The sequence below is a fragment of the Burkholderia sp. RF2-non_BP3 genome (genome assembly GCF_001522185.1).
GTDB classification, from domain to species: Bacteria; Pseudomonadota; Gammaproteobacteria; order Burkholderiales; family Burkholderiaceae; genus Burkholderia; species Burkholderia diffusa.
The window spans coordinates 208,603-231,337 of record NZ_LOSU01000023.1 but is presented as its reverse complement, the minus strand read 5'-3'; the positions used below and the strand labels follow the sequence as shown (position 1 = coordinate 231,337).

19 protein-coding genes and 1 riboswitch are annotated in these 22,735 nt (G+C 69.2%); of the genes, 14 read left to right on the top strand and 5 right to left on the bottom strand.

Going from position 1 to position 22,735, the window contains the following annotated elements:
- The first annotated feature begins 68 nt into the window (after nucleotides 1–68).
- The 4 genes from WS45_RS09200 to WS45_RS09185 are packed head-to-tail and all read left to right on the top strand — an operon-like array spanning nucleotide 69 to nucleotide 5,371.
- A complete protein-coding gene (locus tag WS45_RS09200) occupies nucleotides 69–569 on the top strand; it encodes an NAD(P)H-dependent oxidoreductase subunit E (protein WP_059530037.1) in 501 nt (166 codons plus the stop codon).
- Entirely contained in the window at nucleotides 566–2,143 is a 1,578-nt protein-coding gene (locus WS45_RS09195) for a formate dehydrogenase beta subunit (RefSeq protein WP_059699484.1), read from the top strand. Before WS45_RS09200 ends, WS45_RS09195 begins: the two co-directional genes overlap by 4 nt.
- 17 nt (nucleotides 2,144–2,160) lie before the next feature.
- Nucleotides 2,161–5,112, top strand: coding sequence for a formate dehydrogenase subunit alpha (fdhF, locus tag WS45_RS09190; protein ID WP_059699482.1), 2,952 nt, complete (start codon nucleotides 2,161–2,163; stop codon nucleotides 5,110–5,112).
- A gap of 7 nt (nucleotides 5,113–5,119) precedes the next feature.
- Nucleotides 5,120–5,371, top strand: a complete 252-nt coding sequence (locus WS45_RS09185) for a formate dehydrogenase subunit delta (RefSeq protein WP_059699480.1) — start codon at nucleotides 5,120–5,122, stop codon at nucleotides 5,369–5,371.
- Between the two features lie 8 nt (nucleotides 5,372–5,379).
- Here the strand turns inward: WS45_RS09185 and WS45_RS09180 are convergent, their stop codons facing one another.
- On the bottom strand, nucleotides 5,380–7,044 hold the full coding sequence (locus WS45_RS09180; protein ID WP_059699478.1) for an FAD-dependent monooxygenase: 1,665 nt from the start codon (nucleotides 7,042–7,044) through the stop codon (nucleotides 5,380–5,382).
- Nucleotides 7,045–7,174: 130 nt separating this feature from the next.
- Here WS45_RS09180 and WS45_RS09175 point away from each other — a divergent pair, with 130 nt between their 5' ends.
- The gene (locus tag WS45_RS09175) at nucleotides 7,175–9,013 is read left to right on the top strand and encodes a tetratricopeptide repeat protein (RefSeq protein WP_441294165.1); all 1,839 of its coding nucleotides are present in this window, start codon (nucleotides 7,175–7,177) and stop codon (nucleotides 9,011–9,013) included.
- Nucleotides 9,014–9,087: 74 nt separating this feature from the next.
- On the opposite strand, the gene WS45_RS09170 is transcribed toward WS45_RS09175, so the two are convergent.
- Nucleotides 9,088–10,383, bottom strand: coding sequence for an MFS transporter (locus WS45_RS09170; protein WP_059699522.1), 1,296 nt, complete (start codon nucleotides 10,381–10,383; stop codon nucleotides 9,088–9,090).
- Nucleotides 10,384–10,525: 142 nt separating this feature from the next.
- On the opposite strand from WS45_RS09170, the gene WS45_RS09165 reads away from it, so the two are divergent.
- Nucleotides 10,526–11,686 carry a hypothetical protein gene (locus tag WS45_RS09165; RefSeq protein WP_257140327.1) on the top strand — a complete coding sequence of 387 codons (1,161 nt, stop codon included), beginning with the start codon at nucleotides 10,526–10,528 and terminating at the stop codon, nucleotides 11,684–11,686.
- A gap of 76 nt (nucleotides 11,687–11,762) precedes the next feature.
- Here WS45_RS09165 and WS45_RS09160 read toward each other — a convergent pair whose 3' ends face one another.
- Both WS45_RS09160 and WS45_RS09155 read right to left on the bottom strand, forming a co-directional pair.
- The gene (locus tag WS45_RS09160; protein WP_059699472.1) at nucleotides 11,763–12,455 is read right to left on the bottom strand and encodes a DUF2968 domain-containing protein; all 693 of its coding nucleotides are present in this window, start codon (nucleotides 12,453–12,455) and stop codon (nucleotides 11,763–11,765) included.
- Nucleotides 12,456–12,569: 114 nt separating this feature from the next.
- Nucleotides 12,570–13,757, bottom strand: a complete 1,188-nt coding sequence (locus tag WS45_RS09155) for a gamma-glutamyl-gamma-aminobutyrate hydrolase family protein (RefSeq protein WP_059699470.1) — start codon at nucleotides 13,755–13,757, stop codon at nucleotides 12,570–12,572.
- A gap of 278 nt (nucleotides 13,758–14,035) precedes the next feature.
- Between WS45_RS09155 and WS45_RS09150 the strand changes: the two genes are divergently transcribed.
- From WS45_RS09150 to WS45_RS09115, 8 genes are all read left to right on the top strand, one after another.
- A complete protein-coding gene (locus WS45_RS09150; RefSeq protein WP_059699468.1) occupies nucleotides 14,036–14,716 on the top strand; it encodes a GntR family transcriptional regulator in 681 nt (226 codons plus the stop codon).
- Between the two features lie 7 nt (nucleotides 14,717–14,723).
- The gene (locus tag WS45_RS09145; RefSeq protein WP_059699466.1) at nucleotides 14,724–16,100 is read left to right on the top strand and encodes an amidase; all 1,377 of its coding nucleotides are present in this window, start codon (nucleotides 14,724–14,726) and stop codon (nucleotides 16,098–16,100) included.
- Between the two features lie 149 nt (nucleotides 16,101–16,249).
- Entirely contained in the window at nucleotides 16,250–16,762 is a 513-nt protein-coding gene (locus WS45_RS09140; protein ID WP_059467072.1) for a disulfide bond formation protein B, read from the top strand.
- A 614-nt stretch (nucleotides 16,763–17,376) separates the two neighbouring features.
- Nucleotides 17,377–18,381, top strand: a complete 1,005-nt coding sequence (gene xdhC, locus WS45_RS09135) for a xanthine dehydrogenase accessory protein XdhC (protein ID WP_059699464.1) — start codon at nucleotides 17,377–17,379, stop codon at nucleotides 18,379–18,381.
- A gap of 18 nt (nucleotides 18,382–18,399) precedes the next feature.
- Nucleotides 18,400–19,425, top strand: coding sequence for an adenosine deaminase (locus WS45_RS09130; protein WP_059530071.1), 1,026 nt, complete (start codon nucleotides 18,400–18,402; stop codon nucleotides 19,423–19,425).
- A gap of 27 nt (nucleotides 19,426–19,452) precedes the next feature.
- A complete protein-coding gene (locus WS45_RS09125) occupies nucleotides 19,453–19,743 on the top strand; it encodes a hypothetical protein (RefSeq protein WP_257140326.1) in 291 nt (96 codons plus the stop codon).
- Between the two features lie 16 nt (nucleotides 19,744–19,759).
- Nucleotides 19,760–21,079, top strand: a complete 1,320-nt coding sequence (gene guaD / locus WS45_RS09120; protein ID WP_059699462.1) for a guanine deaminase — start codon at nucleotides 19,760–19,762, stop codon at nucleotides 21,077–21,079.
- 94 nt (nucleotides 21,080–21,173) lie between these two features.
- Nucleotides 21,174–21,298, top strand: a riboswitch (yybP-ykoY riboswitch).
- Nucleotides 21,299–21,389: 91 nt separating this feature from the next.
- Nucleotides 21,390–21,962, top strand: coding sequence for a TMEM165/GDT1 family protein (locus WS45_RS09115; protein WP_059530078.1), 573 nt, complete (start codon nucleotides 21,390–21,392; stop codon nucleotides 21,960–21,962).
- Nucleotides 21,963–22,014: 52 nt separating this feature from the next.
- Here the strand turns inward: WS45_RS09115 and WS45_RS09110 are convergent, their stop codons facing one another.
- Nucleotides 22,015–22,716: a DUF4136 domain-containing protein gene (locus WS45_RS09110; protein WP_059699460.1), complete on the bottom strand. Its 702-nt coding sequence runs from the start codon at nucleotides 22,714–22,716 to the stop codon at nucleotides 22,015–22,017.
- Nucleotides 22,717–22,735 lie beyond the last annotated feature (19 nt).

Genomic DNA, 22,735 nt, shown 5'->3' with positions numbered 1-22,735 from the left:
CAGGACGAAGTCCCGATGTGCACTATATGAATTAGAAGCACATATGAGACTTTGGAGGAGCATAACCGATGTCCCCGAATTCCCCTGCGCCCGACGCGCTCGTCGAGCGCCACGCGCGTGCCGGCCGCTCGCTCGTCGCGATCCTGCATGCGATCCAGGACGACGCAGGCTACGTGCCGGCAGGCTGCGTCGCGCCGCTCGCGAAGGCGCTGAATCTGTCGCGCGCCGAAGTGCACGGCGTGCTCACCTACTATCACCACTTCCGCACCGCGCCGCCCGCGCGCGTGACGATCCAGATGTGCCGCGCCGAGGCGTGCCGCAGCATGGGCTGCGAAGCGCTGGCCGCGCACGCGGAAGCGCGCACGGGTTGCCGGTTCGATGCAGCGCACGGCGATGGCGCCGACGCGCACGCGCCGGGTGACGTCGCGCTCGAATCGGTCTACTGCCTCGGGCTGTGCGCGCAATCGCCGTCGATGACGGTCAACGGCGTGCTGCACGCAAAGGTCACGCCGGAGAAGTTCGACGCCCTGCTCGCCGACGCGACCGCCCACACCCCGGAGGCCGCATGACGACCCGCATCTACGTTCCGCGCGATTCGTCCGCGCTGGCGCTCGGCGCCGACGCCCTCGCCGCCGCGATCGTCGCGGAAGCCGAGCGGCGCGGCGTCGCGATCGAACTGATCCGCAACGGCTCGCGCGGGCTGCTGTGGCTCGAGCCGCTCGTCGAGGTCGGCACGGCCGCCGGGCGCGTCGGCTACGCGAACCTGTCGGCCGCCGACGTGCCTGCCCTGTTCGACGCGAACTGGCTCGACGGCGGCGCGCATCCGAGCGGCGTCGGCCTCGTCGACGCCCTGCCCTATCTCGCGCGCCAGCAGCGCCTCACGTTCGCGCGCATTGGCCTGACCGATCCGCTGTCGATCGACGATTACCTGAAGCACGACGGCCTCGCCGGCCTGAAGAACGCGCTCGCGCTCGACGGCGGCGCCGCATGCGAATTGCTGATCGAATCGGGGCTGCGCGGCCGCGGGGGCGCAGCCTTCCCGGCCGGCATCAAATGGCGCACCGTCCGGCAGGCCAGCGCGACGCAGAAGTACATCGTCTGCAACGCGGACGAAGGCGATTCGGGCACGTTCTCCGATCGCCTGATCATGGAAAGCGATCCGTACTGCCTGATCGAAGGGATGATCATCGCGGGCATCGCGACGGGCGCGACGCTCGGCTACATCTACGTGCGCAGCGAATACCCGCACGCGATTGCGGCACTGGAAACCGCGATCGCGCGCGCCCGTGAAGCCGGCTGGCTCGGCGAACGCGTGCTCGGCTCCGCGCATGTATTCGACCTGCACGTCGCAAAGGGCGCCGGCTCGTACGTGTGCGGCGAGGAAACGGCGCTGCTCGAATCGCTCGAAGGCAAGCGCGGCGTCGTGCGCGCGAAGCCGCCGCTGCCCGCGCTCGCCGGCCTGTTCGGCCAGCCGACCGTGATCAACAACGTGATCACGCTCGCGACCGCGCCGGTGATCTTCGCGCGCGGCGCCGCGTTCTATCGCGACTACGGGATGGGCCGCTCGCGCGGCACGCTGCCGTTCCAGCTCGCGGGCAACATCCGCTACGGCGGCCTCGTCGAACTCGCGTTCGGCGTCACGCTGCGCGAGCTGATGTTCGACTACGGCGGCGGCACGGCAAGCGGCCGGCCTGCGCGCGCCGCCCAGGTCGGCGGCCCGCTCGGCACCTATCTGCCCGAACACCAGTGGGACGTGCCGCTCGACTACGAGGCGTACACGGCAATCGGCGCGGTCGTCGGCCACGGCGGCATCGTGCTGCACGACGACACGTCGAATCTCGCGGAACTCGCCGAATACGCGATGAAGTTCTGCGCGATCGAATCGTGCGGCAAGTGCACGCCGTGCCGGATCGGATCGACGCGCGGCGTCGAGACGATCGCACGCATTCGCCAGGGCGACAAGTCGGAGCGACAGGTCACGCTGCTGCGCGACCTGTGCGACACGATGCTCGCCGGCTCGCTGTGCGCGATGGGCGGGATGACGCCGTACCCGGTGCTGTCCGCGCTCGACCATTTCCCCGAAGATTTCGGGCTCGCCGCCGGCAAGCAAGCCGCGTCGGGTCCGGTCAAGGCCGCGGCCTGACCCAGAAGGAGCCCTGAATGTCCCTCGACACGAACAACGTCCGCCAAGGCGGCTGCGGCTCGGGCCAATGCGCGTGCAAGAGCGCCGCGCAGGCGCGCGTGCGCGATCCGTTCGACGAAACCGACTACGGCACGCCGCAGCGGCATGCCGATACCGACGTCACGCTCGAAATCGACGGCCAGCCGGTGACGGTGCCGGCGGGCACGTCGGTGATGCGCGCCGCGATCGAAGCCGGCGTCAATGTGCCCAAGCTCTGCGCGACCGATTCGCTCGAACCGTTCGGCTCGTGCCGCCTGTGCCTGGTCGAAATCGAAGGCCGGCGCGGCTATCCGGCATCGTGCACGACGCCCGCCGAAGCCGGGATGAAGGTGCGCACGCAATCGGACCGGCTGCAGTCGCTGCGCCGCAACGTGATGGAGCTGTACATCTCCGATCACCCGCTCGACTGCCTCACCTGCCCCGCCAACGGCGACTGCGAGCTGCAGGACATGGCGGGCGTGGTCGGGCTGCGCGAAGTGCGTTACGGCTTCGACGGCGCGAATCACCTGCGCGAGCAAAAGGACGAATCGAATCCGTACTTCACGTACGATCCGTCGAAGTGCATCGTCTGCAACCGCTGCGTGCGCGCATGCGAGGAAACGCAGGGCACGTTCGCGCTGACGATCGCCGCACGCGGTTTCGAATCGCGCGTCGCCGCCGGCGAAAGCGAATCGTTCATGGCGTCGGACTGCGTATCGTGCGGCGCCTGCGTCGCCGCGTGCCCGACCGCCACGCTGCAGGAGAAATCCGTCGTCCAGCTCGGGCAGGCCGAGCACTCGGTCGTCACGACCTGCGCGTACTGCGGCGTCGGCTGCTCGTTCAAGGCCGAGATGAAGGGCACGCAGGTCGTGCGCATGACGCCGCACAAGAACGGCCTCGCGAACGAAGGCCACGCGTGCGTGAAGGGCCGCTTCGCGTGGGGCTACGCAACGCACAAGGACCGCATCACGAAACCGATGATCCGCGAGAAGATCACCGACCCGTGGCGCGAAGTCAGCTGGGAAGAGGCGCTGACCTACGCGGCGACGCAATTCCGCAAGCTGCAGCAGAAATACGGCCGCGATTCGATCGGCGGCATCACGTCGTCGCGCTGCACGAACGAGGAAACCTATCTCGTGCAGAAGCTTGTGCGCGCCGCGTTCGGCAACAACAACGTCGACACCTGCGCACGCGTGTGCCACTCGCCGACCGGCTATGGCCTGAAGACGACGCTCGGCGAATCGGCCGGCACCCAGACCTTCTCGTCGGTCGGCCAGGCCGACGTGATCGTCGTGATGGGCGCGAACCCGACCGACGGTCATCCGGTGTTCGGCTCGCGCATGAAGCGGCGCATCCGCGAGGGCGCGAAGCTGATCGTGATCGACCCGCGCCGCATCGACGTGGTCGACGGCCCGCACGTGAAGGCCACGCACCACCTGCAGCTGCGCCCCGGCACCAACGTCGCGATGGTCAATGCGCTCGCGCACGTGATCGTGACCGAAGGGCTCGTCGCCGATGCATTCGTCGCCGAACGCTGCGACACGCGTGCGTTCGAGCAATGGCGCGACTTCGTGTCGCGCGCCGAGAACTCGCCCGAGGCCACCGCTGAGGTGACGGGCGTACCGGCCGAACGGGTGCGCGAGGCCGCGCGCCTCTATGCCACCGGCGGCAACGCCGCGATCTACTACGGCCTCGGCGTGACCGAACACGCGCAAGGCTCGACGACGGTGATGGGCATCGCGAACCTCGCGATGGCGACCGGCAACATCGGCCGCGAAGGCGTCGGCGTCAATCCGCTGCGCGGCCAGAACAACGTGCAAGGCTCGTGCGACATGGGTTCGTTCCCGCACGAATTGCCCGGCTACCGGCACATCAGCGACGCAATCGTGCGCAGCCAGTTCGAGGAAGCATGGTCGGCCACGCTGCAACCGGAACCGGGGCTGCGCATCCCGAACATGTTCGACGCGGCGCTCGACGGCAGCTTCAAGGGGCTTTACTGCCAGGGCGAGGACATCGTCCAGTCGGACCCGAACACGCAGCACGTCGCGGCCGCGCTGTCGTCGATGGAATGCATCGTCGTGCAGGACATCTTCCTGAACGAAACCGCGAAATACGCGCACGTGCTGCTGCCGGGCTCGACGTTCCTCGAGAAGGACGGCACGTTCACGAACGCGGAGCGTCGCATCTCGCGCGTACGCAAGGTGATGCCGCCGCTCGCGGGTTACGCCGACTGGGAAGTGACGCTGCTGCTGTCGCAGGCGCTCGGCTACGACATGCACTACACGCATCCGTCGGAAATCATGGACGAGATCGCGCGGCTCACGCCGACCTTCTCCGGCGTGTCGTACGAGAAACTCGACGCGCTCGGCAGCATCCAGTGGCCGTGCAACGAAGCTGCACCGGACGGCACGCCGACGATGCACATCGACGCGTTCGTGCGCGGCAAGGGCCGGTTCGTGATCACGCAGTACATTCCGACGCCCGAAAAGGTCACGCAGCGCTATCCGCTGATCCTGACCACGGGCCGCATCCTGTCGCAATACAACGTCGGCGCGCAGACGCGCCGGACCGAGAACGTCCGGTGGCACGAAGAGGATCGCCTCGAGATTCATCCGCACGATGCGGAGGATCGCGGGATCCGGACCGGCGACTGGGTCGGCATCGAATCGCGGGCCGGCCAGACGGTACTGCGTGCGCTCGTGTCCGACCGCATGCAGCCGGGTGTCGTGTACACGACGTTCCACTTCCCCGAGTCAGGGGCGAACGTGATCACGACGGACAGCTCCGACTGGGCCACGAACTGCCCGGAATACAAGGTCACGGCCGTGCAGGTGATGCCGGTTGCGCAGCCGTCGGACTGGCAGCGCGCGTATGCACGCTTCAACTCGGAGCAGCTCGATCTGCTCGAGCGCCGCGCCGCCACGCCGGCTGCCGCGACGACGGGCAAGTGAGGACGCGATGGACATCGGACACCTGATCGACATGGCCAACCAGATCGGCGCGTTCTTCGAATCGATGCCCGATCGCGAAGAAGCGCTGGCCGGCATCGCCGAACACATCCGTCGCTTCTGGGAACCGCGGATGCGACGCGCGCTACTCGCCGCGCTCGACGATCCGTCGAGCGAAGCCGCGCAACGCGCCGCGCCGATCGTGCGCGACGCGATCGCCGCGCACCGCGCATCGCTCACGCCGGCGGCGGCCCCCGCCTGAGCGCTCCGCTACGCGGGCACCGGCAGGCCCGCGAACCAGCTTTCGCAATGGCGCAGCAGCGCGGTCGCGTCGGTGGCGGTACGGCCGCGCACCGCGATGTAACCGTCGGGACGCAGCAGGTAGAACGACGGCCTCGAACGGCCGTATACCTGCGCGAGCCCGTCCGTGCCGTCGCTTTCGGCATCGGCGACGCGCCAGGTTCGCACGGCGCCCGGCATGATCCGCTCCAGCCCCTGCACGAGCGCCTGCGCGTCCGCGGGCATCGGCGGCACATCGGCCGTATCGCCCGTGTCGGCACCTGCCGGCTCCTCGAGCAGCAGCAGCGTAAAGCTCGCCGGATCGTGCAGGTCGTATAGTCGCGCGGTCCCGGGCGCCCGGCCGAGCGGCCCGTCGACCACGTGCACGAGCGCGTCGGGTGCACGCTCGCCTGCGCGCGGCCCGCCATCGAGCACGCGTTCGAGCGTGAGCGGGCTTTTCCGGTATTGCACACCGAGCTCGCTGACGGTGCGGCGCACCGCGTCACGCACCGGCCCGAACGACGCCAGCAGCGGCACGACATGATCGCGCAGCAGCTTCATCGCGCCGTGGTCGGCTTCGACGATCTGCGTGATGAAGCCGGTCTGCCGCAATACGTCACGCTCGATCGGATGGCGCTCCGCGTGATACGTGTCGAGCAGCCGCTCCGGCGTGCCCGCGCCAAGCACGCGCGCGAGCTTCCAGCCGAGATTGAACGCTTCCTGGATACCCGTGTTCATGCCTTGCGCGCCCGCCGGGCTGTGAACGTGCGCGGCATCACCCGCGAAGAACACGCGCCCGTGACGCAGCCGCTCGACCATCCGGCTATGCAGACGGAAATACACCGACCACGCGAGATCGCTCGGCGCGATCGACGCGCCGACGCGAGCGCGCACGATCGCCTCGCATTCGTCGAGCGTCGGCGTCGGCTGGGTCCGCGCATCGGGCGGTGCGACGCCGCCGGGCGGCCGGTCGGCGACAAGCCGGTAGCGGCCGCCGCCCATCGGAAACAGCCCCGCGATGCCATCCGGCGTCGTGAACAGGTGGATCTCCTCGTCCGGCCAGTCGGGTATCGCCGCGAAATCGGCGAGCAGAAAGGTCTGCTCGAACGCATGCCCGGCGAAGCCCAGGCCGAGCAGATGGCGCACCGTGCTGTGCGCACCGTCGGCGGCGATCAGGTACGACGGTGCGAACGCCTGTTCACGACCGTCGGCGCCGCGGATCGTCACATCGAGCGACGTACCGCCCGCTTCGCACGCGGTCAGCGTGACGCCGCGTTCGACCGTCACGCCGAACCCGGCCAGGTGCTCGGCGAGCAGCCGCTCGGTGATGCTCTGGTCGAGAAACAGCAAATACGGATAGCGTGTCTGCAGTGGATCGAAATCGAGCCGCGCAATCACGCGGCCGTCCGCATGCAGTGTGGCCGCATGCGCACGATGGCCCAACGCGAGAAACGGTTCGACCGCGCGATGCTGCTCCAGCAGTTCGAGCGTGCGCGCCTGGATGCCGATCGCGCGCGAATACGGTGCGGGCGCGGCGAGCCGGTCGATGATGCGCACCGGCACGCGGGCACGCGCGAGCGCCATCGCGGCGGCAAGGCCGGTCGGGCCCGCGCCGACGATCAGCACGGGCGGGATATCGAGCAGTGTGTCAGCCATGAGAACCTCGATGACACGCGATTGTGCAAGTCTACGCCGCTCCGCGTGACGGGGCCATATGCCGACCGGCCGATCTGGGGCACCCCCGCGCAGTGTGGGAAAATACGCGCTTTCCGTCAGTTTTCGCGTCATGGATACCGCATTCGACCGAGCGTATGCCGCGCACCGCGCGGGCCGCCTCGCCGAGGCCGAGCACGGCTATCGCACCGCCCTCGCCACCAATCCCGCCGACGCCGACGCACTGCATCTGTTCGGCGTGCTGCGGCACCAGCAGGGCCAGCATGCCGAGGCGGCCGATCTCGTCGGGCGTGCGGTCGACCTGCGCCCGAACGATGCCGCGCTGCAGCTCAATCTCGGCAACGCGCTGAAGGCGCTCGGCCGACTCGACGAAGCGATCGACCGCTTTCGCAACGCGCTCACGCTCGCGCCCGAATTTCCGCTCGCGCACTACAACCTCGGCAACGCGTATGCGGCGCTGCAGCGCCACGAGGATGCCATCGACGCGTTCGGCCGCGCGCTTCGGCTCACGCCCGACGACGCATCGATCCACAACAACCTCGGCAACGCGCTGAATGCCCTCGGCCGTCACGACGACGCGCTCGCCGCATTCCATCGCGCGCTCGAGTTGCGGCCCGGGCATGCCGGCGCGCACAACAATCTCGCGATGGCGCTGAACGCGATGGGCCGGGCCGACGACGCAATCGCGCACTTCCAGGCGGCGATCGCCGCGCAGCCGCGCTTCGTCGCCGCGCATTTCAATCTCGGCAACACGCTCGAGGCGGTCGGCCGTCACGCCGAAGCCGCCGCCGCATTCGAAGCCGCGCTCGCGCTGCACCCGCCGTTCCCGCTCGCCCTTTTCGGGCTCGCGAACGCGCTGTGCGCGCAGGCACGCCAGCGCGAAGCGCTGCCCTATTACGAACGCGCGGTCGGCCTCGATCCGTCGTTCAGTCTCGCGTGGCTGAACCTCGGCAACGCGCATCACGCACTCGGCGCGCACGAGATGGCGCTGCGCGCGTACGACCAGGCGCTGCGCGTCGCTCCCGACCTCAAACTCGCGCACCTGCATCGTGCCGTCACGCTGCTGACGCTGGGCGACTTCACGCGCGGCCTGCCCGCATACGAAACGCGTCACGACACGCCGGGCGCAACGCCGCTCGGCACGCTGCCGCGCTGGCAAGGCGAGCCGATTGCGTCGCGCACGCTGCTGATCCGCGCGGAACAAGGCTTCGGCGACACGCTGCAGTTCGTCCGCTTCGTGCCGCTCGCCCGCGCGCGCTGCGCGCGCGTCGTGCTCGAAGTGCAGACGGAACTCGTCACGCTGCTCGCGCCGGCCGCGGCACGCTGGCGCGTGACGCTCGTCGCACAGGGCGCCGCGAAGCCGCTGGCGGCGGACGTCGCGTGCACGCTGATGAGCCTGCCGTTCCTGCTCGGCCTGCAGCCGGCCGACATCGTCGCGGGCAAACGCTACCTCGACGCGCCGGACAGCGCGCACCGGCGCTTTCGCGGCTCGCTCGGCGGCCAGTCGAAGCGCAAGTTCGGTCTCGCGTGGTCAGGGCGCCGGCAGGCGCAGGAAAACCGCTCGATGCCGTTCGACGCGCTCGCGCCGCTGCTCGCGCTGCCGGACATCGACTGGGTTGTGCTGCAGCCGGCGCTCGACGAAGATGAACGCGCGCGCGTCGACGCGCATCCGCGCGTGCATCGCCTCGACGGGCGCCTGAACGACTTCGCCGACACGGCCGCGCTGATCGAACGGCTCGACGGCGTCGTCACGATCGACACGGCGGTCGCGCACCTCGCGGGCGCACTCGGCAAGCCGCTATGGATCATGCTGCCGTTCGCGCCCGACTGGCGCTGGTTTACCGGCGACGATTGCCCGTGGTATCCGCACGCGCGGCTCGCCCGCCAGTCCGCACCGGGGCAATGGCTCGACGTGGCGACGGCGGTCGCCGGCGCGCTGCGCGACGCCTGACCACGGCCGAGCGCGGATGAAAAAAAGGAGCGCGACGCGCTCCTTTCATTCGACGTGACGCGACGCGGGTGGCGTCAGGCCGCCTTGTACTGGTTGCGCGACTCGGGCGTGCGATACAGCACGAGCGTCGCGATCAATCCGCAGATCGCGGCGACGCTCAGCCACAGCCCCGGGGCCGCCTTGTTGCCGGTCTGGTGGATCAGCAACGTCGAGATCGCCGGCGTGAAACCGCCGATCGTCGTCGCGAGGCTGTACGCGAGCGAGAAGCCGGCCGTGCGCACGTCGGCCGGCATGACTTCGGTCAGCGCGACGACCATCGCGCCGTTGTACGAGCCGTACAGGAACGACAGCCACAGCTCGACCGCCAGCAGCCGCAGGAACGACGGATCGGCCACGAGCCACAGCACGGCCGGGTAGGCCGACAGCAGCGTGAGCACCGTGAACGCGATCAGCACCGGGCGGCGGCCGATGCGATCCGACAGCGCGCCGGACAACGGCAGCCAGACGAGATTGGACAGGCCGACGCAGACGGTCACGACGAGCGCGTCGAGCGACGACAGGTGCAGCACTTCCTTGCCGAATGTCGGCGTGTAGGCCGTGATCATGTAGAACGACACCGTCGTCATGATCACCATCCCCATGCCGGCGATCACGACACCCCAGTTCTCGAGCATCGAACGCATGATCTCGCCCATCGTCGGACGATGACGCTTCGCGAGGAATTCGTCGGTCTCCTTCAGCGAACGACGGATCAGGAACAGGAACGGGACGATCAGACAGCCGATCAGGAACGGAATGCGCCAGCCCCACGCGGTCATGTCCTCGACCGGCAGCGCGCGGTTCAGCAGCACGCCGACGAACGCGGCGAACACGACCGCCACCTGCTGGCTGCCCGATTGCCACGACGTATAGAACCCCTTGTTCCCCTTCGTCGCGATTTCCGACAGGTAGACCGACACCCCGCCAAGTTCGACGCCCGCGGAAAAGCCCTGCAGCAACCGGCCGAGCAGCACGAGCACCGGCGCGAGCACGCCGATCGTCGCATAGCCGGGTATCGTGGCCACCGTGAGCGTGCCGAGCGCCATCAGCCCAAGCGTCAGGATCAGCCCCTTGCGGCGGCCGTGGTGGTCGATGTATGCGCCGAGCACGATCGCGCCGACCGGGCGCATCAGGAAGCCCGCGCCGAACACGGATAGCGACAGCATCAGCGATGCGAACGCGTTGCCGCTCGGAAAATAGGTTTTCGCGATGGCCGACGCGTAATACCCGTAGACCATGAAGTCGTACATTTCCAGGAAGTTGCCGCTGACGACCCGGAACACGGTACGAACCTTCGATTCCTGGACGACGGCGTGTGTTGCTGTGGACATGTTGTTCTCTCTCGGCGCGGATGGCGCGACATCGGCGCCGTAGGGATCCGACGATGCGTGTGGCGCCGGACCGGCGCGCACGAACATCGTTGCCAGCCGGCGGCACGCCGCGCAACGATGTGCACGCCGGCATGGTCGGCAAATGATGCCACGCGAAGCCGACAATTGCCTTGGGGCCGGGGCCGCGATCAACGTCGCCGCGTTCGTCTCGTACGAATCGCCTCGAAAAACGCATGAAAATCAGATCGGTCTGATCGACAGGTCGCCGGCGACTCACCACAATGTCACGACTCGCCACGCTATTCGCGCCGCTGCCGGCATCGTCGCCCGTGTCGCACCGCGTACCGCCCTCATGATCCCAACGCCTCTCGTTCCCGTCGAAGGTCCGTTTGCCCGCCCTCGTGTCGCGCCCCTCGACGGCGTGCCGCCGTTCGGCCGTGAATGGACGTTCCGCGGCGCGCCCGGCACCCGCCTCGGCACGCGCTGTGCTGCCGTCCTGAAGACCTCGTGCATCGACGTCGAAGCACCGCATCGCACGTGCCGCTGGCAATCGCCGCCCGCCGCGCGCCCTGTGTCCGCCGGTGTAGCGGCCGTTGCGGCGCGCGCCGCCGGCCAGCACATCGAGCATGCCGCCGGTCGCGCGCATGACCGGCGTGCGCGGCACGCCGCCTGCTGGAGCATTGGCGCACTCGGCATCATCGGCTGGCTGATCGCCGCGCACGAGCCGTTCCCGGGTTTCGCGCGTGCGCCTGCGATTCAGACCGTTGGCGTCGTGCCGGCGCATCCCGTGCAGTCCATGGTTGCCGTGCCAACGACCGCGGTGGCGCCCGCCACGCCGACCATCGCGCCGGCTCAGCGCGTCGCGGCACGGCAGGTTGCGACGCCTGCCGCGGCGTTGCCCGTCGCACGCGACGCGGCGACCAAGCCAGCGCCGCGCCGCCCCGACACGACACCGAACGTTCAGCGCGTCGCCACTGCCGCGCCGCCAACGCCGCATCGTTCGGACAACAGGCGCACGGCAACGGCACGCGTGCACGCACCTTCCGCGCCGCGAGTCACCGCCCGCCCGTCAGTCACTCACCACGCGTCGCGCACGCCGACGCCCGATCGCGTCGGTTCGCCTGCGCATCCCGGAGTCCCCCACGACCCGCTCGACGATCCGCTCACGCTTATCGCGATGGCGAACGCGCTGCAGGCCGATCGCCCGGCACCGGCGGCCCATGCGCCCGTCGCCGGCTTCGACTGGACAGCGCAACTGTCCCACCGCCGCCTGACCGACGTACCGGATATGCTCACCCGCTGACAGCGCCCAACAAAAAACCCGGCGAAGCAGGCTTCGCCGGGTTTTCGTCCGTCCGTCGGTCCATCGGACCGAATCGTCACTTGTGCGCGGGCAATCCCGTTTCGGACTGCCGTTCGAGTTGCCGTACCTGCTCCTGCAGATCACGCAACTGCACCTGCGCGGCCCGCTTCTCGATCTGCAGCGCCTGCGTCTGCTCCTGCGCCGCCTTCTGCCGCTGCGCGACTTCGGCCTGCTGGCCGCGCGCGATATTCAGATCGGCCTGCAGTTGCTGCGCGCGATTCGCCTGCAGCGCGATCACGCGTTCGAGGAACGTCTTCTGCGCCTGGAGTTCGGTGCGACGAATTTCGACATCCGCGAGCTGCGCCGTCTGCTGGACGAAGTTCGCGTACACCATCTCCGCGCGGTTCTTCTCCTGCGACTTGATCACGCGCCACAGATGCTTGTCCTGAAACAGCGCGACGTAATACGTCATCTCGCGCGGATCGAACATCAGGCTTGCGCCATAGCTGCCGTTGTAGGTGGTGCGCATCTCGACGATTCGTCCGTCATGCAGCATCTGCGTGAGTTCGGCGACGTTGCCTTGCGCGGCGGCCTCCGTGGCGGACGCCGGCGTCGCGGTCGCCGCATCGCCGCTCAGGCTCGTCACCGCGGGGCGCGTGCCCGCGACCGGCGCGGTCGCGTCGGACCACGCCGCGCCCGCGTGCGCGCAGGCGGCCAGCGCAACGATCCACGTCGCGCATCGTGCAGGGGAAAAATCTCGGAAGGCCAACGTCAGACTCCGTCGAACGAATCGGGAGTCGCGATTATCGTTCAAAACGAAACGGCCGCATCTCGAATTTATCGGGATGCGGCCGGCTTTCCTGCGCGGCAATACCAGAACGGGTTACAGGCGGGTCTCGCGGGCGGCGCGCAGGAACGCATCGAGCAGCGGCGTGCAGTCGAGCAACTCGGAGCCGCCGGCACGATGAAACTCCGGGTGCCATTGCACGCCGACGACGAACGGCGCACGCCGGTAGCGAATGCCTTCGATGATCCCGTCGCCGGCCGACACGGCCTCGATGTTCAGATCGCGGCCGAGATCGCGGATCGCCTGATGGTGGATCGAGTTCACGATCGCTTCGCTGCGCCCGGGGAACATGCTCGCGAGCGTCGACGAGTCGGGGAAGCGGATGGCGTGGCGATGCTGGTCGTAATGCTCGCTCACGTGCGCATTCGCGGTCGGCACGTCCGTCGCGATGTCCTGGTACAGCGACCCGCCGAACGCGACGTTGATCAACTGGGCGCCGCGGCACACGCCGAGCACCGGCTTGCCGGACTCGACGAACTCGTGAAACAGCTCGAGCTCGTACATGTCGCGCACGCGGTCGCCCGGCCATTCGGGGCGCGCATCCGACGCCGCGTAGGTTTGCGGCGACACGTCGGCGCCGCCTTGCAGCAGCAGGCCGTCGAGATGCTTCGCGTAGTCGCGCAGGCGGATGTTGCTCGGATGCAGCATGCCTTGGTGACCGACCGTCGGGATCATGAACACGAGCACGTCGCGCGACATCACCCAGTGCGCGATCGATTCCTCGAGATACTGCAGCGTCTTGCCGCGCAGCCCCTTCGCGCCCGGCTCCGGATGGAAGATCCGCGCCGACACGCCGATGCGCAGCGTGCGCTGCGTGATCCGCTGGCCGGCGCGATCGAAGATCCGGCGTGCGCGCGCCGCGACGATCCGGCCGAACACCGACCACGGCGTGTCGCTTTGCTTCAGGTACGCGGGCGGCGTGTTCTGCGCGCTCGCGGGCGGCGGACGCGGCGTGTCGAAATCGGGCTGCGCGCCGAAACCGGGCGGCGCGGCACCGGGTTTCGGCGGCACTGCACGGCCTTCTGCGGCAGCGCCTGTCGTGCCCGCGGCGCCCGGCTCGGACGCCGCCGTGACCGGCGACGCGCCGTCCGCCGCGACGATCTGCGCGGCGGCAGCCCGTGTGGCGGGCGCCTCCGGCGTATGCGCCGGACTGGAACGGGGGGAATCGGTGGAAGCGGAAGAGGTGCCGGGCAGACCGGCCGGGGAAGGCGTGTTTTCGCTCATGACGATGGTCTGGTACGTCGCTCGCGCGTGGTGGATTGACGAGGATTCATTATGCTTCAGTGCACGATCGCGCGGTAAACGAGCAACATCCTGTCGATATTGTTGCAACTCGTCGCATCCGCCGCGACGCGCGTCACCGGCCCCGTTCGACAACCTCGACAGTCGCCCGGGCAAACTGGACATCAGTGATATATCACAATAATATTCACGAATCGCCCACGCTACCCGATCGACCGCGCCATGATCGCGCCCTGCCCGGCCACCGCGCCGCCGCCCGCATGAACGACCTGACCGACGCCCTCCACGACCGGCCCGCCGCATCGGCGGTCAGCCTCGCCGATCGCGCATACGCGCTGATCCAGCGCGACATCATCACGATGCGCCTGAAGCCCGGCGCCGCGCTCAACGAAGCCGACCTCGTCGCACGCACCGGCATCGGCCGCACGCCCGTCCATCAGGCCGTCCACCGGCTGGTGCTCGAAGGGCTGCTGTCCGTGATGCCGCGCAAGGGGCTGATGGTGCAGCCGCTGTCGCTCGACGACATCGTCGCGGTGATCGACGTGCGCCGCATCAACGAAGCGCATTGCGTCGAACTCGCCGCCCGCCATGCGACGCCCGACGATCTCGCGCGCATGGCCGCGCTGCTCGACGACGGGCAGGCCTGCGTCGGCACGCACGACGTCGAAGGCATGATGGAGCTCGACCGCGCGTTTCATCAGACGATCGCCGCGGCGGCACGCAACACCGTGCTCGCGGAAATCCTGCGCGCGCTGCACGAACGCTCGCTGCGCTTCTGGTTCGTCACGCTGTCCGAGCCGCGCCACCTGTCCGAGGTCCAGCGCGAACACCTCGAATTGTTCGAACGGCTGTCCGCGCGCGATGCCGCCGGCGCACGCACGGCCGTCGAACGCCATATCGATTCGTTTCGCGCCACGCTTGTCCAACATCTTCGTCCCTGAGCCGCCCATGACCACCTTCACGCCCTTCCCTCCGCTCGCCCAGCTCGCCGCCGACCTCGCCGCCGGCCGGACCACGAGCCGCGCGCTCGTCGACGTCGCGCTCGACCGGATCGCCGATCCGGCCGGCCAGGGTGCCGCCGTCTTCACCGAAGTCGACGCCGACAACGCGCGCGCGGCCGCCGATGCCCACGACCGCCTGCGTGCGGCGGGCACCGTGCTGTCGCCGCTCGCGGGCATCCCCGTGTCGGTGAAGGATCTGTTCGACGTCGCGGGCCAGGTGACGCGCGCCGGCTCGCGCGTGCTCGACGGCGCGCCGCCCGCCAAGTCCGATGCGGTCGCCGTCGCGCGGCTCAAGCGCGCGGGCGCGGTGCTGGTCGGCCGCACCAACATGAGCGAGTTCGCGTTCTCGGGGCTCGGCCTGAATCCGCACTTCGGCACGCCGCGCTCGCCGTACCGCCGCGACGTGCCGGGCGACGCGCGGATTGCCGGCGGCTCGTCGTCCGGCGCGGCCGCGTCCGTCGCCGACGGGATGGCGGCCGTCGCGCTCGGCACCGACACCGGCGGCTCGATCCGCATTCCGGCCGCGCTGTGCGGGCTCACGGGCTTCAAGCCGACCGCGAGCCGGATCCCGACGCAAGGCGGCGTGCCGCTGTCGACCACGCTCGATTCGTTCGGCCCGATCGGCCTGACGGTCGCCTGTTGCGCACTCGTCGACCGCATGCTCGCGGGCCTCGAGCCGCACGTGCCGGCCGCACGGCCACTCGAAGGCGTGCGGCTCGGCGTGCTGACCAACTATGTGACGGACGGTGTCGACGCCGATGTCGCCGCCGCGCTCGACGCATCGCTGAAACACCTCGAAGCCGCCGGCGCGATCGTCACGGAAGTGCGCTTTTCCGCGCTCGACCGGTTGCCGGACATCAACCGCTTCGGCTTCTCGCCGATCGAGGCCTACGCGTGGCATCGCCCGCTGCTCGCGCAGCACCGCGACCAATACGATCCGCGCGTGCTGTCGCGCATCCTGAAGGGCGAGCCGGCGAGCGCGGCCGACTATCTCGACCTGCTCGCCGCCCGCCAGGCGATGCTGGACGAAGCGGCGCACACGGTCTGGTCGCGCTTCGACGCGCTCGTCGCGCCGACGGTGCCGGTCGTGCCGCCGCGCATCGCCGAACTCGAAGCGGACGACGCCGCCTTCACGCGCACCAACGCGCTGATCCTTCGCAACCCGAGCGCGTTCAACTTCCTCGACGCCTGCGCGCTGTCGCTGCCGTGCCATCCGCGCGACGCAGCGCCGGTCGGCCTGATGCTCGCGGCCGCGCCGCATCGCGACGACGCGCTGCTCGCGATCGGCCAGGCGGTCGAAGCCGTGCTGAACACGATCCGATGACCACACGGGCGCAATGACGGCGGCAGATGCCCCGGACGCAGTGGCTGCGGCGGGGTGCCGCACGTGCGCTGTCAGTTTCGTGCCAGATCGTTCGCGCTAAAATCGCGCGATTGTTTATCGGACCGACCAACGACAGGAATCCCGCCGACATGAACGACTCCACGCTCGCACTCCGCCGTGAACGCCGCCTGCTGATGCTGCTCGGATGGGTGTGCATCGCCCTGCTGGCCGGCGCGCTCTATCTGCAGTACGTGAAGAACGAAGATCCGTGCCCGCTGTGCATCATCCAGCGCTACTTCTTCGCGGCGATCGGGATCTTCGCGTTCCTGGCGGCCGGGATGCGCAACTGGCGCGGCATCTGGGTGCTCGAGCTGCTGATCGCGATCGCCGCGGCCGGCGGCGTCGGCACCGCCGCGCGGCACCTGTCGATCCAGATGAATCCGGGCTTCAGCTGCGGCTTCGACACGCTGCAGCCGATCGTCGACAGCCTGCCGCCCGCCCAGTGGTTCCCCGGCATGTTCAAGGTCGCCGGCCTGTGCGAGACGGTCTACCCGCCGATCTTCGGCATCCTGCTGCCGGGCTGGGCCCTGATCGGCTTCGCCGCGATCCTGATCGCCGTCGCCTCGAGCCTCTGGCGCCATCGCCGCAAGCTGGCGGGCTGACCGGACGCGCCACGCGGTTCGGCCGACCGGTCGAGGCCGCGCAGGCGCGTCGCGCCGCTCACCCGGCTGCGCCGGGGCAGCCCCGACGCGCCCGCACCCTGCCCGCCGCGCGTAAACACCTACCCCCGCCGCAACCCGGATTTCCGGGCGAACGCACGTCGCGCGACATCCGCGCGCACGCCCCGCCGCACATGCGTTTCGGGCCGATGCCCGCGCATCTGCGCCCCGATTCCGCGCGGCGGGCCTATGATCGACATGATCGCCGCCTGATAGCCCGGATCACCGCCCGGCAATGTTTCCGCCGCCTTGCGGTGCTATCTTCGCGACTGGATGGCGATCTACGTGCGCGAGGCCAGCGGTCTCACCTCCTGCGTAACGCGCGCCCGATCCGCAATGTCGACTGGATTCATCATGACAACGCAAACCATCCGCATCCGTCACCCTCATGGCGTCCGCACGTCCCGCGGCGTCGTTCGCGCGCGCCCTCGGCGCACGGCCGCCGCACCGGATCAGTCGGGCAGCCGGCCCGCGTCGCTCCCATCCGTCCTCGTTGCCGCCGCGCCCGCCAGCCCGCGCCGCGCGTCGTGCCGCGTCGTCCCGACCGGAGCGTGCTGATGGAAGCCTGGCTCGGCGATTTGCAGCAACTGCTCGCGCACGGCGAAGCGGCCGTGCTCGTGACGGTCGCGCACACCGACGGCTCCGCGCCGCGCGAGGCCGGCACCAAGATGCTCGTCACGCGCGACACGGCCCGCCATACGATCGGCGGCGGTCATCTGGAATGGAAGGCGATCGAGATCGCGCGCCACCTGTTGAAGGACGGCGCGCACGTGCCCCACGCACGCCGGCTCGAACGGCTCGCGCTCGGCCCGAGCCTCGGCCAGTGCTGCGGCGGCGCGGTCGTGCTCGCGTTCGAGCGGCTCGACGTCGGCGACCTCGGCTGGATCATGTCGCTCGCCAAGCGCGTCGCGGCGGGCGCCGCGACCGGGCGTAGCGTATCATTCGGCCCCTCGCCGGGCGCGCCGCTGCTCAGCGAGCCCGAATCGCCCGCGGCACGCGCCGATTGCCTGCTGTGGGAAACCGGCGGCGTGTCGCTGATGACCGAAACGATCGCGCCATTTGCGTTCCCCGTCGTGCTGTTCGGCGCGGGACACATCGGCACCGCGCTCGTGAAGGTGCTGGCGACGCTGCCGTGCCACGTGCACTGGATCGACGGGCCCGACGCGGTGTTCCCGCCGGCCGACGCACTCGCCGGGATCGGCAATCTCGCGATCGACGCGATGGCCAGCCCGGCCGATGCCGTCGACACGGCGCCGCCGCATGCGTACTTCGTCGTGATGACGCACGACCACGCACTCGATTTCGTGCTGGCCGAACGTATCCTGCGGCGCGGCGACTATGCGTATTTCGGGATGACCGGCTCGCGCACCAAGCGCATGCAGTTCGATCATCGGCTGGCGGCGATCGGCATCGATCCGGCCCAGGTCGCGCGGATGCGCTGCCCGATCGGCGTCGAAGGCATCGTCGACAAAGCACCCGAAGTGATCGCGATCTCGGTGGCCGCGCAGTTGCTGCAGGCCGTCGAGGCGAACGCGCCCGTGCAGGTTTCCCCACAATTCTGACCGACCAAGAACAACGCCATGACCCCGACATTCAAGGACAAGATCGCCCGCGCTCCGAAAGCGGAGCTGCACATCCATATCGAAGGCTCGCTCGAGCCCGAACTGATTTTCGCGCTCGCGCAGCGCAACGGCGTGAAGCTCGCGTACGAGTCGATCGACGCGCTGCGCGCCGCGTATGCGTTCACCGACCTGCAGTCGTTCCTCGACATCTATTACGCCGGCGCGAGCGTGCTGCTGACCGAGCAGGATTTCTACGACATGACGGCCGCATACTGCGAACGCGCACTCGCCGACAACGTCGTCCACACCGAACTGTTCTTCGACCCGCAGACGCACACCGAACGCGGCGTGCCGATCGAGACGGTCGTTGCCGGCATCGACCGCGCGCTCGCCGATGCCGAGCAGCGCGGGCTGTCGAGCAAGCTGATCCTGTGTTTCCTGCGCCACCTGTCCGAAGAAGATGCGCTCGCGACGTTCGAATCCGCGTTGCCGCTGTTCGAACGCTATCGCCACCGGCTGATCGGCGTCGGTCTCGATTCGTCCGAGCTCGGCCATCCGCCGACGAAGTTCGCGCGCGTGTTCGAGAAGGCGCGTGCGCTCGGGCTGAAGCTCGTCGCGCATGCGGGCGAGGAAGGTCCGCCCGCCTACATCCACGAAGCGCTCGACGTGCTCAAGGTCGATCGGATCGACCACGGCGTGCGCAGCATCGAGGACGCGGCGCTCGTCGAACGCCTCGCCCGCACGCGCACGGCACTGACCGTGTGCCCGCTGTCGAACCTGAAGCTGTGCGTGTTCGACGACATGACGAAACACACGCTGAAGGCGCTGCTCGATCGGGGTGTCGCGGTGACGATCAACTCCGACGATCCGGCCTATTTCGGCGGCTACGTGAACGACAACTACTTCGCGACGGTCGACGGGCTGCAACTGACGGACGCCGAAGTGCACACGGTGATCCGCAACGGCTTCGAGGCGTCGTTCGTCGACGCCGCGCAGCGCGATGCGCTGATCGCGCGTCTCGATTCGTACTGGCAAGCCGCGTGACGGCCGGCATCGAGGTTCGCTAGACAGATGAAACACGTCGACGACATCCGCTTCGTGGCGACCGGCTCGACCCTGCGCCATGCCGGCCGCGTGCGTGCCCCGCGCGCACACGCCGACGCCGCGGGCCGAAGCCTGTCGTTGCGGCTCGTCATGCAGCTCGCCGCCGCGCCGGTCGCACATGCCGCCATGCTCGCGTGCGCGCTCGCCATCCGCGGCGCCCCGGCCTTCGCGCTTCGCCGCGTCGCGCATGCGCAGGCAGCACCCGCCATGCCGTCGCCCGCGCGACGCCGACCTTTTCTTCTGTTCGCCTTACCTTGATGCAGGACCATTCGTCATGACGCAAACCGCTTTCCGTTCCCAACTGCTGACCTTCAACGGCGACCCGGCGCAGTCGAGCCAGGCCGCGAACCACGAGACCGACGGCCTCCTGATCGTCGACGACGGCAAGGTCGTCGCGGCCGGCCCGCATGCGCGGCTCGCCGCGACGCTCGCGCGCGACGCGGTCGTCCATGATCTGCGCGACAAGCTGATCGTGCCCGGCTTCATCGACACGCACATCCACTATCCGCAGACGGACATGATCGCGTCGCCGGCGCCCGGCCTGCTGCCGTGGCTCGACAAGTACACGTTCCCGACCGAGCGCCAGTTCGGCGATCCGGAACATGCGCGCGAGGTCGCCGACTTCTTCGTCGACGAACTGCTCGCCTGCGGCACGACGAGCGCGCTCGTCTACTGCACCGTGCACAAGCAGTCGGCCGACGCGCTGTTCGCGGCGAGCGACGCGCGCGACCTGCGGATGATCGCGGGCAAGGTGCTGATGGACCGGAACTGCCCCGAATTCCTGCGCGACACCGCGCAATCGGGCTATGACGACAGCGCCGAGCTGATCGGCCGCTGGCACGGCAAGGGCCGCCAGATGTATGCGCTGACGCCGCGCTTCGCGCCGACGTCCACCGAGGCGCAGCTCGAGGCATGCGGCGAACTCGCGCGTCGCCATCCGGACGTGTTCGTGCAGAGTCACGTCGCGGAAAACGTCGATGAAGTGAAATGGGTGGCCGAGCTGTTCCCCGGCCACCGCAGCTATCTCGACATCTACGATCGTTACGGGCTGCTGCGCCCGCGCGCGGTGTACGGCCACTGCATCCACCTCGACGACGAGGACCGTCGCCGGATGGCCGAGACGCGCACCGTCGTCGCGCACTGCCCGACGTCGAACTTCTTCCTCGGCAGCGGATTGTTCGACTTCGACAAGGCCGGCGAATTCGACGTGCCCGTCACGCTCGCCACCGACGTCGGCGGCGGCACGTCGTTCTCGATGCTGCAGACGATGAACGAGGCGCACAAGGTCGCGCGGCTGTCGGGCCACCACCTGACCGCGACGCGGATGTTCTGGCTCGCGACGGCCGGCGCCGCCCAGGCGCTCGACCTCGCCGACACCGTCGGCACGCTCGCGCCGCGCACCGAAGCCGACTTCGTCGTGCTCGACCCGCAGGCCACGCCGCTGCTCGCGCGTCGCACGAAACGCGCGGAGTCGCTCGAGGAACTGCTGTTCGCGTTCGCGCTGCTCGGCGACGACCGCGCCGTGTACCGCACGTATGCGGCCGGCCAGCTCGTGCACGAGCGCGGCGCCGCACGCCGCACCGCCGCCGCGTAACGCGCGCGCTCGCCCATGCTTGCGCCGGCGTGCGTCGCGGCGCAGGCCGGCGCAACCGGATTCGCACCGCGCCCGCCACATGGCGTGCTAGAATTCGCCGCTCATTGGGGAGTAGCCGCTCCGCTCGATGCCCCGCGCCAACGGCGCGCATCGTGACGGAGGCGTCCGTCAACAGACTTGGCCTTTCGGCCATGGCGGACGCAGCCACGAAGGCCTGGCGAGACCGATGGTTCACTGCGCGCCGCATCAGGGCCCGGCGCGCGGTGGATCGTCGCTCGCACGCACAACACCGGCCCGTGGAACCCCATACGTGTCCCAAGCTTTCCTGATCTCCACCGGCGCCGTCGCCCTCGCTGAAATCGGCGACAAGACCCAACTGCTATCCCTCGTGCTGGCCGCGCGCTATCGCAAGCCCGTGCCGATCATTCTTGGCGTACTCGTCGCGACGCTCGTGAACCACGGCTTCGCCGGCGCGCTCGGCGAATGGCTCGGCGCGCTCGTCACGCCGTCGATCATGCGCTGGGCGCTCGCGTTCTCGTTCATCGCGATGGGGCTGTGGATCCTCGTGCCGGACAAGCTCGATGCGGACGAAGCCAATGCCAACCGCTCGCGGCTCGGCGTGTTCGGCGCGACGCTCGTCGCGTTCTTCCTCGCGGAAATGGGTGACAAGACGCAGATCGCGACCGTCGCGCTCGCCGCGCGCTTCCAGGATTACATCGGCGTGGTGGCCGGCACGACTTTCGGGATGATGCTGGCGAACGTGCCCGCCATCCTGCTGGGCGACCGTTTCGCGCACCGCTTGCCGACGAAGCTGGTGCACGGCATCGCGGCCGTGCTGTTCGTCGTGCTCGGCGCGCTGGCGCTGCTGGGCATCGGGACGTGACGCGCGCAGGCACGTGGCGCGGCCGGGCGGCCGCGCCGGTGTCGATACCGCGTTACTTCGCGACCGCCGCCCCCGATGCCGGCACGGCCGGCACCGCACGCTCGTTGGCGGCCGGCGCGGCCGGGCCGCCGTGCTTGTCGACCGGCAACCGCACCGTGCGGATCGCGCCGTTCGCCAACGGGAAATCGGCGAGCGCGCTGCGCGCGAGGAACGGCATCGCATACAGCAGCGCACCGTTGTCGCCGGTGGTGCGCGCGGTCACGTTGTAGACTTCCTTGCCGGTCGCGCGCTCGGTGATCCGGATGCCGAGCGTGTAGTCGAAGACCTGATAGGTCTGCGCGACGTAGCCGGCCGGCATCGGCCCCCAGGGCCCCCACGGGCCCCACGGCCCGCCCCGCCAGTACGGCCCCGGCCCCATGAACCACGGGTCGTAGTAAACCGGCTGCGGCACCGTCACCAGATCGCTGCCGACCCCGTAGGCCAGCCCGATCAGATAGCGGGCCTGCGCGGCCGGCACCTGCCTGAATGCATACGCGGACAGCTCGTTCGCGACGATCGGCTCGTAAGTCGATTGCTCGATGCTGTGCTTCTGCGCATCCGTGCGCGTGAAGGCGTACGTGCGTGTCGCGTCGCTGCCGCTCCAGTCGGAGAAGGCCGTGACCTGCGTCGTCACGTAGCTCGTGCAGCCCGTCAGCAGCGCCACGCACAGCACCGCCGCCCAGCCCGCACTCCGTTGAATCCATTCGTGTTTCATGTCGATCCTCGTCGATCCG